The organism is Burkholderia sp. Bp9090 (genome assembly GCF_003857985.1).
In the GTDB taxonomy this organism is placed as follows: domain Bacteria; phylum Pseudomonadota; class Gammaproteobacteria; order Burkholderiales; family Burkholderiaceae; genus Burkholderia.
The window spans coordinates 1-15,059 of the sequence record NZ_QTPV01000013.1 but is presented as its reverse complement, the minus strand read 5'-3'; the positions used below and the strand labels follow the sequence as shown (position 1 = coordinate 15,059).

7 protein-coding genes and 1 pseudogene are annotated in these 15,059 nt (G+C 63.9%); all 8 read left to right on the top strand.

The window, feature by feature from the left end:
- Positions 1 to 11: 11 nt before the first annotated feature.
- Entirely contained in the window at positions 12 to 8,405 is an 8,394-nt protein-coding gene (locus DIE16_RS14600; protein ID WP_185735470.1) for an Ig-like domain-containing protein, read from the top strand.
- Complete coding sequence (locus tag DIE16_RS14595) at positions 8,402 to 8,920, top strand: hypothetical protein (RefSeq protein ID WP_260434389.1); 519 nt, start codon at positions 8,402 to 8,404, stop codon at positions 8,918 to 8,920. The genes DIE16_RS14600 and DIE16_RS14595 overlap by 4 nt, the downstream gene beginning before the upstream one ends.
- A gap of 42 nt (positions 8,921 to 8,962) precedes the next feature.
- Positions 8,963 to 9,787: an outer membrane lipoprotein-sorting protein gene (locus DIE16_RS14590; RefSeq protein WP_124892525.1), complete on the top strand. Its 825-nt coding sequence runs from the start codon at positions 8,963 to 8,965 to the stop codon at positions 9,785 to 9,787.
- 27 nt (positions 9,788 to 9,814) lie between these two features.
- Entirely contained in the window at positions 9,815 to 10,633 is an 819-nt protein-coding gene (locus DIE16_RS14585; protein ID WP_124892523.1) for a hypothetical protein, read from the top strand.
- A complete protein-coding gene (locus DIE16_RS14580; protein ID WP_185735469.1) occupies positions 10,630 to 12,348 on the top strand; it encodes a c-type cytochrome in 1,719 nt (572 codons plus the stop codon). Before DIE16_RS14585 ends, DIE16_RS14580 begins: the two co-directional genes overlap by 4 nt.
- A gap of 154 nt (positions 12,349 to 12,502) precedes the next feature.
- Positions 12,503 to 13,888, top strand: a complete 1,386-nt coding sequence (locus DIE16_RS14575; protein ID WP_260434388.1) for a cytochrome C — start codon at positions 12,503 to 12,505, stop codon at positions 13,886 to 13,888.
- Positions 13,889 to 13,931: 43 nt separating this feature from the next.
- Positions 13,932 to 14,612 carry a cytochrome c gene (locus DIE16_RS14570; protein ID WP_124892521.1) on the top strand — a complete coding sequence of 227 codons (681 nt, stop codon included), beginning with the start codon at positions 13,932 to 13,934 and terminating at the stop codon, positions 14,610 to 14,612.
- A gap of 183 nt (positions 14,613 to 14,795) precedes the next feature.
- Positions 14,796 to 15,059, top strand: a pseudogene (locus DIE16_RS14565) (c-type cytochrome biogenesis protein CcsB); the annotation flags it as partial.

The following is a 15,059-nucleotide window of genomic DNA, read 5'->3' as shown; positions in this document are numbered from 1 at the left end:
GGAGAATTGCAATGAGATCCACTCAGTTCAAGGCGATGCTCTCCGACCTGCTCAAGGCAGGCGCCGCGGCGACTGTTCTGCTGGCGGCCAGTGGGGCATCTTTCGCGCAAAACGTCACGCTGACAGCGAAGACCTCGACCGCTGTATTGCCCGACGGGCAGACAGTGCCGATGTGGGGTTACACCTGCTCCGCGGCTGCGGTGGCGCCCGCCACCTGCGCGGCGGCGAATCCCGGCGCCGGCGCAAACTGGTCGCCAATCGTGATCACCGTGCCGCCCGGACCGCTGACGATCAATCTCACCAATAGCCTGCCCGGCTCGGTGCCGACCTCGCTCGTCATCGTCGGCCAGCTGGGCGGCGGTCTGGGCACGACGGCGACGAATACGGCGAGCCCGCCGCATCCGACGCAGACTGCGACGACCTGGCCGATTGCCGGCACTGGAAGCGGCGCAACGTTCACGCCGCCCAAGCAAGCCCCCCGTGTCCAGTCGTTTTCGACCGAGGTGGCCAAGGGAAGCACAAGGGTGCTGACCTGGCAGAACCTGAGGCCCGGCACCTATCTGATCGAATCGGGCACGCATCCGTCAATCCAGGGGCCGATGGGGCTCTACGGCGTGCTGGTGGTCCGGACGCCGGCTAACGGTGCGACCCGTGCGCTCGCTTATCCGGGTGTTAGCTACGATGCCGATGTGCCGCTCGTGCTCAGTGAAATCGATCCGTTGCAGAATGTCGCGGTCGCGGCGGCCGTGACGACCTCTGGCTTCAGCGAAACCAAAGTCTGGTCGGGTCTGTCGGGCGGGTGCGGCGATCCGCACTCCGCTTCGTTCGGCACCTGCTATCCGCCAGTGGTGAACTACGATCCGCGCTACTACCTGATCAACGGCGTCGCCTTCGATAGCACGCATCCGAACCTGTCGTCGTTCCCCGCGAGTGCGCCCGCGTCGACCGGCCAGGTGCTTCTGCGGTTCGTGAACGCCGGGCTTCGGATGCACATTCCGTCGATAGTGGGCTCGCAAACTGGCAGCCCCGCGGTGTCAGGCGTATCGCTGGTTGCCGAGGACGGCAATTTGCTGCCAGGCAATCGGCGCGTGCAGTCGACCGTGTTCATGGCGGCCGGCAAGACCAACGACGTGATGATCAACGCGCCGGCCACGGGCGCGCTCGCACTGCCGGTGTTCGACCGGCAATTGAGCCTGTCCACCAATAACCAGCGCGACGGCGGCATGCAGGCCTATGTCAGCGTCAACGGTGGCGCGTTGCCGTCGGCGGGAGGCGGCGGTCAGAATGCGGTCGCCAATCCTGACAAGTATTTCCTCGTCGCGGGCAATCAGCTGACCGTGACAGATCCATCGCGCGGACTGATCGCCAATGACGTCGGCGTGTACGGCGTGCAGATCAAGACGCCGCCTTCCGGCGGCACGGTGACACTGAACGCAAACGGCACGTTCAACTATGTGCCGAACAGCGGCACGACGTCCGACAGCTTCGTGTATCAGGCGAACGGCAATCCCGCGATCAGCGCGACCGTGACGCTCGCAGCCTGCACCTCTGCGGCCGGCTGCCTGAGTGGCGCGCCCACGGCCAACAATGCAAGCTTCACCAGCAACGTCGCGTCCCGGCTGCAGGTCGGCCCAACGGGCGTGTTGGCGTACGCAAGCGACCCTTCAGGCCTGCCACTTACCGCGGCTCTTGCCGGCGGTCCTACAGGCGGCACAGTCACGTTGAACGCGGATGGGTCCTTTACGGCAGCCCCGACCACTGCGCCCGTTGGTGCGTCTACCGCCACGGTGACCTTTCAATATAAGGCAGTCAACTCGCAGAACACCGCGAGTGCCCCTGCAACCGTGACGGTGACGTTCCAAGGCGGCAGCGGATTGGCCGTTTCGGTGAAGGATCCAAAAAATGGAGCAGCGATTACCGACTATCGCTGGATCATCGAGGAAGACCGTACCTTCCAGATCGATCCGCGCTGCCAGGTGAACACGACGCCGCGCCCGGCCGGTTGTCCGGCGGCGCCGCAGCCGGTGCCGAGCCTCGGCACCAACTTCCATACCAGCTCCATGCCCGTGGTTGCTGCAGGCTGCGTCGGCACGGTGGCCTGCGAGTCCGGGCAGACTGTCCTGAACCAGCCAGCCGTGTGTGACGTCGGTAACGGCGTGTGCCGCACGAGCGCCGCGCAACAGGTGCCGGTCAACCCGAGCCAGGTCGCCCTCGACCCGACGAAGCGCTATTACATCTCGATCCTGCCGGGCGATGCAGGCAACTCGTTCACTGCCGGCGCAGGCGCTCCGGTGGATCTGGGCGGCGGCAAATCAAGGCCCTTCAACATCGATGTGGACTGCGGACCCTATAGCTCCACCAGTTCAAACTGGGCTCCCGGAAGCGGTACCTGCGGCCACACGATGGGCGGCGCACCAATCCCGGCCGGGAGCGGGGCGAAGGCCGTCACCGTGGCGCCGCAGGAGACGCCTCTGCCGACAGCGAAGATAGCGGTGTTTGTATTTCAGGATGACTTCCCGCTCAACGGCGAAAACGACGCTGGCGGCGGAGCTGACACAACCGTGGCAACCCAGGAGCCTGGGCTCGGAGGGTTCGCGATTACGCTCCTTGACCAAGCGGGCGGATTTGGTGATTCGACCGGACAGCCAACCTATGACATGTTCAACATGCCGTTGTCGAATAGCCTGGCAGGCACAAAGGATCCACGCACCGGACTGGATGCGTGCCCGATTTCAACAAATCCGGACGGGCTGGTGGGCATGATCGTCACCTGTCCGCATTTTGAGTCGGACGGCAAAACGGTTTCGCCACTCGAAGGTCAGGCGGTCATTGCCAACCTGTACCCCGGCCTCTACGAAGTGGTGGCCACGCCTGGCGCCGACCGGATTGCGCGTGGCGAAGAGTGGCTCCAGACCAACACCCTGGATGGTACGAAGAGTCACGAGGCTTTCATCAAGGCCGGCGAGCCCGCGTACTTCCAGGAGTTCGGGCCGGCCGGATATCACGTCTCCATCGGCTTTGCCAACCCGAAAATCATCAATGCCCGGAAGGCTGATGTCTGCGCCAGTGCAACGGCTCATTGCACCAATACGGTCAAGGGTAAAGTCACGATGGCGCGCATAAGCCGGTCACCAGACGAGAGGCTCTATAGCAGCGGTTCGAACGATGCCTATGGTTTCACGCAGTGCTACGTGAGCCTGGGTGACCCCGATGCCGAAGATTTCGCGTTCACCAAGTGCAACAGCGATGGGACCTTTACGCTGACGGGCATTCCCGATGGTTCCTGGAGAGTCACTGTTTTCGACCAGTGGAACGACCTTCTCGTCGATGGCCTTTCGGTGCCAGTAGCGGTGTCGGGCGGCAATGTCGACATGGGAGACGTTCCGATGCAGCAGTGGCGCACGAATTTCTACACCCGGACCTTCATCGACCTCCACGGGGACGGCGTGTCGCACGACGACGATCCTGGGCTCGCCCTGGTTCCGACCAACATCCGTTTCCGCGACGGCAGCTATTCGAACTTCAACAACACGGATCTGAACGGTTTCGCTGGCTTTAACGAGATCTTTCCGTACTTCAACTGGCTTACGCTCGAGGCTGACACCACACGTTTCAAACAGACGGGTGTTCACGTGGTCTATGACGCCGGCGGGCCCGCGGACGGGCATGGCGGGGGTACCTCCGCCATCGCCAGCGGCCTTGCAAACACGCTGGAAACCAACCATCTTCCCGCCAATCTGCGGATTCCTGGCGCCGTGTACTGTGACAACGCCGACTGCAGCGGCTTTTCGATCCAGAATGGCCCGGGCAGCAGTGCCGCCAGTCCTTCCACCGGCCGCATTGATCCTCCATGGGTGACCACCGAGGGCTGGCAAGGCTTTATCGGCAACGCCGAGTTTGTGGAGTTTGGCAAGAAACCCTTCGCTGCTGGCGAGAACGGTGGCATCAAGGGTGAGGTAGTCTATGCCTCGACGCGCCCATTCGACGATCCCGCGCTGCTGCTCCACTTGAGCTGGACGCCGAATGTGCCGAACGTCACGGTCAACCTCTATAAGGAGGGCACGGCTGCCGATGGAACCACCAGCCTGACGCTGGTGGACACTACCCAGACCAGCAGTTGGGACCGTTGGGCGCAAGGCTTCCGTTCCGACGGCATTCCCAACATGAACTGCCCGGGCCAGGACGCCACCAGTCCCTTCTTCTTTACGTTGAAGGGCAGCAGGCAGTGGCTCAATCCTGACACTGCGCTGCCGAACGACAGCCAGTTCAAGTGCTATGACGGCATGCACGCGTTCAATCAGGTACAGCCGGCGCCGTTCGACGGCATGTACCAGTTTCCGAGCATCATTGGCCGGGATCCGCACAGCGGAGCACCCACGGGCGCCGGATCAGTCAACGGCACGCCCGGATCGCGCCCAGGCTCGAACTGCACGATTTGTGTGGCGAACCCGGACGACGGCACGCCGATGCTGCCTTCGGGCAAGTACGTGGTCGAAGTGGTGGTGCCGCCGGGCTATGAGCTCGTGAAGGAAGAAGACAAGAACATCCTGATTGGCGACAACTACATCGCGCCGGTGACGCAGCAGTTCGGCGGTCTGGGTAACATCTTCATCCTGCCTGATCAGGCAGCGATGAACGCGACCTTCAACTCGTACAACGCGCAGAATTCGACCACGGATCTCGGCTCTTCGCCTCGTCACGAAGGTGACACGGGTAGTGTCGAATCATTCTGGCCTTGCGTCGGGGCGCTGCGCGTCGTGCCCGATTACATCAGCCTATTCCCGGGCTCTCATGAAGTGGCGCCGTTCGCGGGAGCTTCGCGGCACCTGTGCGATCGCAAGGAAGTCACCCTCGCGGACCAGACGTCGGCGTTGGCCAAGTTCTACGTCTTCAGCTCGACGCATGTGGCAGCCCATTTCACCGGCATTATCACGAACGACTTCGCTTCGGAGTTCGATCCATTTTCGCCAGCATTCGGTGAGAAATTTGCCGTCCCCAACCTGCCGGTCTCATTCAAGGATTTCAACGGAAACGAAGTTGCACGCTTCTATTCGGACCAGTGGGGATTCTTCAACGGCTTGAATTATTCGAGCTGGGAGGTCAACCCACCCAACCCGACGGGATACGCGCCGACGATGATGATCACCTGCATGAACGACCCGGGCCCGATTCCCGATCCACTGCATCCTGGCCAGACGATGACCGATCCTCTGTACAACACGAACTACAGCCAGTTCTGCTATGAATGGGCGTTCATGCCGGGTCAGACAGCGTACATGGATACGCCGGTGATACCCACTGCGGCCTTCGCGGACAGCTATACCGCGCCGGACTGCAAGTACCCGGATGCAACGCCGGCCGTCGCCAAAGTGATCGGCAACGATACGATTGGTGCGGTTGCGGGAGCCAGTGGCACAGGGCCTTGGGTGAGCGGGGCCGGTGCTGGGCACACATTGACGATCACGGCGCGAGGTGATGATACGAACGTGCCCAATCCCGCCTACTCCGGGCCAGCGGCTACGTCCGCTCCGTTTAACCAGAAGTTCATTACACGGCACTACGGATTCGGGCAACAGTGCACCAGCGTAGGCGGAAGCTGCGCGGCGGTTTCGAGCGTAACCATCGGTAACGTACCTGCGCCGATTACTGCGTGGAGCGACACGTCGATCACGGTTATCGTGCCTCAACTGACCTTGCCGCAGTCGAGCTGTACGCTGCCGCAAAGCGGCGTGACCGGTCTGGCGGCGGCCAACTACCGCTGCGGCGAACTGGTGGTCACCGCCGGCAACGGCAAGCGGTCGATCGACACGGTCACCGTGACGGTCGCGGGCAAGCCTCCGACGTATGTAACGCCAACCTCCATCGTGAACAGCTCCGGCGGCGCGGTGAGCGGGGTGTCTGCCGACAACGCGATCCAGCTTGCCATCGACAAGGCCGCCTCGGGTGATCTGATCATCGTCGGCCCGGGCACATACAACGAAATGTTGCTCATGTGGAAGCCCGTGAGGCTGCAAGGCGTCGGCGCGTCTTCTGTGACGGTGAACGCGAATGCCCATCCGGCGGGCAAGCTGGATTTCTGGCGTCGTCAGGTCAACTGTCTGTTTGGCCTGTCGTTGAACGGCGGGTTCATCAGCAGCACGAATCCGTATGATCCGGCCGGCAATTTCTCGTGTTCCGCAACGATGCAAGGGAAGGCGGATCCGATCCCGCTCGAGCCCCTGGTCGGCTGGGACCCCGCCCTCAATGGCAATCTTGCGGAACTGTTGCAGGAGCCCACGCTGATGGGAGCCTATGAAGGCGCGGCCATCACGGTCCTGGGCAAAGGGCTCAGGAACGGGAATACGCCAGGCGTCTGCGACGCGTTGGATGCCAATGGCTGTATCCAGCTCAACGCGACCAGCGACTGTCGCCCAACTTCACCGTTCTTCGGGAGCAATTTCCTCTGCAATCCGTCGCGCATCGATGGCATGAGCTTCACCAACAGCTCCGCGGGTGGTGGCGGCGTCTTCCTTCACGCGTGGAATCATTTCACAGAGGTTTCCAACAACCGGATCTACGCAAATTCGGGGACTTTGTCGGGCGGCATCACCGTCGGCCAAATGGAAACCCCAGATGCGACCATTGACGCAAACGGGAATGAGGTGCCGTTCGGGTTCAACAGGAACGTGAGCCTCCATCACAACGCCATCACGCAGAACTCCTCCATTGGAGATGAACTGAATTCAGTCACGCCGGAGGCGGCTGGTGGCGTCACCATGTGCACCGGGGCCGACAGCTACCGGTTCAATTACAACTGGGTCTGCGGCAATATGAGCGGTGGCGACGGCGGTGGTTTCGCCCACTTCGGGTTTAGCGCCAACGCCAATATCTCGAACAACTGGTTCCTCTTCAACCAGAGTTTCAACCCGACCATCCCGACTCATGGTGGTGGGTTGTCGATCATGGGCTCACCACCCGACGGATCGGTTTGTGAAAACTCGGCTGTGGATATTGATTGTCCGCCGATGCTTAGCGATGGCATCGGGCCCAACCTCGTGATCGACTCGAACCTGATCATGGGTAACAGCGCCGAGAGCGGCAGCGGCGGCGGCCTGCGGATGCAGAGCATCAATGGCACCGAAGTGGCCCGTAACGCCACCTCACCCGCCAAATGGTATGGCGTGTCCGTCACCAACAACATCATCGCGAATAACGTTGCAGGCTGGGATGGCGGCGGGGTCTCGCTCCAGGATGCGTTGCGGGTGAGCTTCATCAACAACACGGTCGTTTCCAACGATACGACTGCTTCGTCGGGAGTGCTCTTCAACACGCTCGGAGCCGCCAGTACCAACACGCCACCACCTGCTGCCGGAAGCGGGAACGGCTCCAGCTGCACACCGAACCCGGACCCGACCCAACCTCAGAATCCAAGTTGCGTGAACCCGGTCACGACATCGACGCCTCAGGCGGCAGGACTGGTTGCGATGAGACATACCTCGAACCTGATCGCGTCGTTGCCCGCGACGGTAACCTGCCCCGCAGGCTATCCGACTGCTACGGCCTGCAGACAGATTTCCTATCCGATTCTGAAGAACGACCTTTTCTGGCAAAACCGCACGTTCAACATTACGGTGGGTGATTTCGGTCCCAATCTGCTGAACCAGCAGCACCTCGTCACACTGGTTCCGACCTTGAATCAAACCTCCACGGGTAACTGCCCAAGTGGGGCGAACTATTGGGACATCGGTATCCGTGGCGACACGGGACCGACCAACCATAACTCAGGGTTCACACTCCACCCGGTGAATTCGATCCTGACGAGCTTCAGCGGTAGTTACGCCGGCAATGGGAACTTGGCACCGAGTGACCCTGCCTTTGTCAACAAGTACTGCAACGGTTCACGAGTGCCACCGGAAAACGGAGGGTTAGGCTACAACGTGGCTCCAGGCATCTCGGACGCGACACTACCCAACCCCGTGTTCAACCTGACTCCGGCGGCGACGGTGGATGAAGGCAACAACTGGGTCAACATGGCTTACGGTCCGCTGTCGCTGAACAATGCCGCTGCTTACTCGAGCGGAGGGACGCTAATGCCTTTGCTGGGGAACTATCAAATCACGGCGAACTCGCCTGCTGTCAATACCGCCGCGTCAGCTGGCGCACCGAACCATGACATTTTCGGTACGCCGAGGCCTCAACTTAGGCCGGGAGGCAGCGGATTTGACATCGGCGCGGTCGAATTCACTTCGAACCCTGTGCTCAAGGCGTTTCTGACCGACCCCATCGGGCTGGGGAACCCATTGCTGCTCCTGCTGCACGGCTCGCCGCTGACTGTGACGCCGTTCGCCGCGACGCCGCTCGCCGTCCCCGCGATGACAATTGCACCGTTGGCGATACCCGCTACGGTGACTGGAGTAGCACCATGAGACATCCACGTTCCTTGACGCAGCAGGCGGCGCTGTGCGCAGGCGCCGCGTGCCTCGCCGCAGCGCTGGCCCAGTCTGCCGCGGCCCAACAGGGCGCGCCGGCGGCTCACCGGGGGGGGCAGCCGGCGCCTGCCAACCACTCGCCGTATCGGCCGGTGAAGCTGCCGCAGCACGCAAAGACCTACTACCAGGCGACGCGCGGCATCGACAACATGCGGGTGCGTCATACCGCGTCGGACAACCTGATTCGCTTCAGCTATCGCGTGACTGATCCGATGGCAGCGAAGGGGCTCGGCGACAAGAACGCGATGCCGCACCTGTATGGGCAAACGAGCCACGCGCTGCTCGACATTCCGGTGATGGACAAGATCGGCCCGCTGCGGCAGAGCGGTCCGCCGCAGGCCGGCCAGGAGTACTGGATGGTGTTCTCGAACAAGGGCAACCTGATCAAGCCCGGCGAGCGCGTCAACGTGTTGATCGGGTCGTTCCATATCGACGGGCTGGTGGTCGAATGACCGCGCGGCAGCGTTGCTCGACATAGTAAGAGGAGATCACTCATGACACGGTATCTTTTGATGGCGATTTCGGTGGCTTCGGCCGTGGGCCTTCTGGTATCGGCTCCCGATTCGTTCGCGGCCTCGACCGCGGGGACGGCCCAGGCCAAGGCCGCGTTTGCGGCGCACATGAGCGCGCCGCAGATCGTCGAGCGCAACGTGGCGGCGCGCGGCGGGCTGCAAGCGTGGCGCACGGTCAGCACGCTGACCATGTCGGGGCTGATGGAGGCCGGCGGCAAGAAGAACACCGCGCTGCCGTTCGTGATGACGATGAAGCGTCCGCACAAGAGTCGCTTCGAAGTCCGCTTCAACGGGCAGACGGCGTTCCAGGTCTATGACGGTGCGCAGGGCTGGAAAGTCCGGCCGTTCCTCGGCCGTGACGAAGTCGAGCCCTATACGCCGGCCGAGGCGAAATCGGCGGCGCAGTCCGCGGAACTGGACGGGCCGCTCGTCGATTACGCGAGCAAGGGCAGCACGGTTCAGCTGATCGGCTCGGAAACGGTGGAAGGGCATCGCGCCTACGTGTTGAAAGTGACGACGAAAGAGCGCGCGGAGCGTCGCGTCTGGATCGATGCGGCCACGTTCCTCGAGCTGAAGATCGACGGCGAGCCGCGCGTGCTCGACGGCAGGACGCACGGCGTCTCCGTGTTCTTCCGCGACTTCCGCAAGGAGGGGGGAATCGTCGTGCCGCACACGCTCGAGACGGCCGTTGCCGGCGTGAAGGGCACGCACAAGTTGACGATCGATCACGTGGCGGTGAATCAGCCGGTGGACGATGCGTCGTTCGGCAAGCCGCAGCTCGGGGCGGCCAGGGTGTCGAGCCGCTAGCCGGACGATCGGGCGAGGACCGAGGCCATGAAGCGAATCGAATCGTGGGTGCTCGCCGGCTGCATGGCGGCAGCCTTGTGCGCGTGCAAGCAAGTACCGGGGCAGGGTCTCACCGCGGACCAGATCGTCGAGAAGAATGTCGCCGCGCGGGGCGGGCTCGACGCATGGCGCAAGGTCCGGACGATGGTCTGGTTCGGCCATGTCGACAGCGCGAACGCCCCCGTGCGGGACATGCCGTTCGTCCTCGCGATGAAGCGGCCGAACAAGACGCGCTTCGAGCTGACGGTATTGAACGAGAAGAGTGTGCGTGTCTTCGACGGCAGGGAAGGCTGGAAGCTGGGCGCGAGTCCGCGGCCGTATTCGAGCGACGAGATCAGGTCGGCGCGTGACGAGCAGGTGATCGACGGGCCGCTGATCGATCACGACGCGAAGGGCGTCGGCGTGGCGCTGGAAGGGGTCGACCAGATCGGCGGCCACGATGCATACCGCCTCGCGGTGACGCTGCCTTCCGGCGCGGTTCGCCATGTGTGGATCGATGGCCGCACGTTCCTGGACGTGAAGTTCGACCGTCAGTTGCGCGGCCCGCGCGGCCCGGTCACCGTCGAAGTGAGCTACAGCGATTTCAAGGCCATCGACGGCCTGCAGATCCCGCTCAGGATCGAAAGCCATACGGCGGCTTCCCCGAACAGGGACACGCTGGTCATCGACAAGGTGTCGCTGAATCCGCCGCTCGACGATGCGATCTTCACCCGGCCCGCGTCGCCGGGCGGACGCCGTTCGGTCGCGATCGATGCGAGCGTGTCGCCGGCGCCGCCGCGTGCCGGCCTGCCGACGGCGCGGCCATGAACGGCATCCGGCAGCGGCTGCGCGCCCTCGTGGCGGCGCGTCCGCTTGCCGTGAGCCGGAGGCTGGCGCGCTGGATGTTGCTGGCCGCGCTGTGCGCGCCCGCCGGTTACGCGCGCTGCGACGAGGTGGTGGCCGCCGAGCCTGTCGCGCCGGTCGCGCCCGTGCCCGTTGCGCGGGCGGACGCGGGCGAGGCGATCTACCAGCGCGGCGTCCTCGGTTCGGGCGCGCCGCTCGAAGCCGTGCATCCGGACGGCGTGCGCCTGCGCGGCGCGGCGGCCGCCTGCATCAATTGCCACCGGCGCAGCGGCCTCGGTTCGAAGGAAGGCAACAATACGGTCCCGCCGATCACGTGGCGCTATCTGGCGCATCCGCGCGCGCAAACCGCCGAGGATCTCGACATCCCGTACGTTGCCGGCATGCGCACCGATCGCGAACCGTACACGGAGGAACGGCTCGCGCGGGCCGTGCGCGACGGGACCGCCCCGGATGGCCAGCCGCTCGGCAGGCTGATGCCGCAGTACGCGCTCGGCGATGCCGACATGGCTGCGCTGACGGCCTATCTGAAGCGCCTCGATCGCCGCCGGCCGTCGGGCGTGACCGACACGGTGCTGCATTTCGCGACGATCGTCACGCCCGATGCGGACCCGGTGAAGCGGGCGGGCATGCTCGACGTCCTGCAGCACTACTTCGCGGACAAGAACGCGTTTCCGATCGGCGCGACGCCGCCGCTGCGCTCGACGCGAAAAATGATGTTCATGGTCAATCGGCGCTGGGAGCTTCATGTGTGGTCGCTCACCGGCCCGCCCGACACGTGGCATGAGCAGCTCAGGCAGTATTTCGCGCGACAGCCGGTGCTGGCCGTCGTGTCGGGGCTCGGCGGCAGGAACTGGGCGCCCGTTCACGACTTCTGCGAACAGCAGGCCGTGCCGTGCCTGTTTCCGAACGTCGAGGTGCCGGTCGAGACCGATCACGATTTCTATTCCGTGTACTTCTCGCGCGGCGTGCTGCTCGAGTCGGACCTGATCGCGAAGCGCATCCTGGATGAAGCGGGTGCGCGGCCGGCGAAGACGGTCAAGCAGGTCTATCGCGCGGGCGACAACGGCGAGCGGGGCGCACAGGCGCTGGCCGCCGCGCTGAAGGCGCACGGCATCGCGGTGTCGAATCGCGCGCTTGCGCCTCACGAGGATGTCGCACATGCGTTGCACGGGATGCCGCGCGACGATGCGCTCGTGCTGTGGCTGCGGCCGCCCGACCTCGCGGCGCTCGCGCATGTGCCGCCCGCGTCGGACACGGTGTTCATGTCGGGGCTGCTCGGCGGGCTCGACAGCACGCCGCTGCCGACGCGCTGGCGCGGCGTGACGCGCGTCGCCTATCCGTTCGACCTGCCCGAGGGGCGGCGCGTGCGCGTCGACTACGCATTCGGCTGGTTCACGATCCGGCACATCCCGATGGTCGCGCCGCAGGTGCAGGCCGACACGTATCTCGCATGCGGCCTGCTCGCCGAGACGCTGAAGCATCTGGTCGATGCGTTCGTGGGCGAGTATCTCGTCGAGCGCATCGAGGACATGCTCGAACGTCGCATCCTGACCGGCTACTACCCGCGCCTGACGCTCGCGCCCGGGCAGCGCTTCGCATCGAAGGGCGGCTATATCGCGCGGTTCGCCGGGCCGGATCGCGCGACGCTTGCCGCCGATGGAGGCTGGATCGTTCCCTGAGCGGAGCGCGCACGTCGAGATGGATGGAGTAGGAATCAGACCGCGTATGGAGGAAGTCTCCCCATGCCGGTTTTCGCGGACGCTTCGCACAATGGAGACATCGCGCGACGTTCCGGCGCAGCGCGGGCCACACGGCGTGAGGAGGGAAACCGCCATGACAACGTTTCTTGTCGGGCATGACACGCGTCATCGCTGGGCGCATCGCGGCGGGATGATCGTGATCGCGGCGCTCGCGCTGCTGCAGGCGTCCGTCGGGCACGCGCTGCCGATCTTCGCGCGCCAGACCGGACAAAGTTGCGTCGCGTGCCATGCCGGCGGCCAGTTTCCCGAACTGACGCCGTACGGGCGCATGTTCAAGCTGAACGGTTATACGTTGGGCGAGCGCACGATTCCGCTCGCGGCGATGGCCGTCGCCGACATGAGCAAGACGCGAGCCAACAGCGACGCCAGCGGCAATCCGGTCACGCCGAAGAACGGCCTGCCGATCTTCGACTTCGCGAGCGTGTTCCTCGCCGGGAAGATCACCGACCATCTCGGCGGCTTCGCGCAGTTCACCTATGCGAACTACGATCATCAGGATGCCAACGGAAAATGGAAAGGCTGGTGGGCATCGGACAACACCGACTTTCGCTTCGTCGACCGGATCATGTCACCCGCCAACGATCTGATCCTCGGCCTGACGCTGCACAACAACCCGACCGTGCAGGACGTCTTCAATACCGCGCCGGCCTGGAGCTATCCGTACATCGGCTCGGCGATCAGCCCGGTGGCCGGCGTTCCGGTCACGCCGATCATCGAGGGCGGTCTCGAGATGCAGGTCGTCGGCATGGGCGGCTACCTGTACTGGAACAAGACGGTCTATGCGGAGCTGACCGCCTACAGCACGGCCGACGGCATCTGGTCGTTCCTGAGCAAAGGCAACCACGCGGGCAACCCGGATCACCCGCAGGTCTATCTGCGCGGCTACAACCCGTATGCGCGCATCGCGCTGACGCGCGAATGGGGGCCGCACAGCCTGATGGTCGGCGCGTTCGGGCTGAGCGTCAACGTCTATCCGAACGACCCGAACAGTTTCCCGATCTTCGGCACGGGCGTGACGCGCTATCGCGACTACGGTTTCGACACGCAGTACCAGTACCTGCTGGAGCCGCACACGATCACCGCGCAAGCGCGCTACGTGCGCGAGAACATTCACGATCCCAACAACTTCGTCGTGAGCGACAACACGGCGGCGAACCTGAATTCGTTGCGGCTCAAGGCGTCGTACATCTACCAGGCCAAGTATGGCGTCAGCCTGTCGTTCTTCAATACGACGGGGACCGCGGACAGCGCCGCCTACGCGGCGAGCGCGAACTTCCATCCGAATACGCAGGGATGGACGCCGGAAATATTCTGGATACCTGATCAGCGCGTGCGCATCGGTATCCAGTACACGCATTTCACCAAGTTCCTCGGTGCGACGACCAACTACGACGGCAACGGACGCAATGCAAGGGACAACGACACGCTGTTCATCTATCTATGGCTCGCTTCGTTCTGACATCCGGCGGGGCGACGGACATTGCGGCAGGGAGAGCGCTGACATGAACAAGGTGACCCATTTCGCTTGGCTTGCGCTGGTGCTGGCGGCATCGGGTTGTCACGACCTGGAGCGGTCGCGGGAAGTCGACAATCCGGCCGTGTCGGGCAAGACCATTGCATTGCAGGTGTGCTCGAACTGCCATGGCGCGACCGGCGTGTCGGTATCGCCGATGTTTCCGAAGCTCGCCGGGCAACGCAAGGAATACCTCGTCGATCAGTTGACCGACTTCAAGCATCACGCGCGCGCCGATCCGAATGCGAAGCGCTACATGTGGGGCTTCACGCATCTGACCGATGCGCAGATCGAGCAGCTCGCCGATTATTTCTCGAGCCAGCCGGCGGTGCTCGGCGAGGTCGGCGATCGCTTGCTGCTCGACACGGGCAAGGCGATCTTCGTGTCGGGACTGCCGGACAAGGGTGTATCGGCCTGTGTCGGATGTCATGGCCAGCATGGCGAGGGCATGACCGGGTTCCCCCGGCTCGCCGGCCAGCACGCGGACTACGTGCTGAAGCAGCTGAGGGTTTTCCGGGAAACCGACACGCGCCCACGCGGTGCGGTGATGAAGGGGGTGTGCGCGAACATGACCGAGCAGGAAATGCGCGCGGTCGCGGCCTATGTCGAGGCCTTTCCGCCGGAAGCCGACGCTCCGGCGAGCCCGGCGAGCCCGTCGGTCGAGCAATGAGCCGCCGGCGCCGAACCGGCGTCACATGCGGCAGGTGCCGCGGGGCGGGCAGACGAGCGGCGCCGGCGGCGATCGTTTAGGTGTCTCGTCTCCCCCGGGGCGGGGCGCCTCTTTTTATTTGCATCCGATGGTTCCATCCTGGTGACGCTCATGAAAGCCATTCAATCGTCACGCGGCGGCATGATGTCCGTTGCCGCGTCACTGTATCGGCTGCCTCGACGACTTCGCGCGCCGGCCGCGGTTCGCGCGTGCGGGCCGGGCGACGACCGTCCGTTCCTCGCACGCCGGTCGGTCATCGACTGGCTGTTCGCCCTGGCACTCGTGGCGGGCGCAGGCCATGCGTTCGTGCATTACAACGAACACATGAATGACTACGACAAGGCGGTGATGATCGGCACCGTGCCGGCGCTCGTCGTGCTCGGCTGGCGCTGGAAGCCCGCGCGGCTG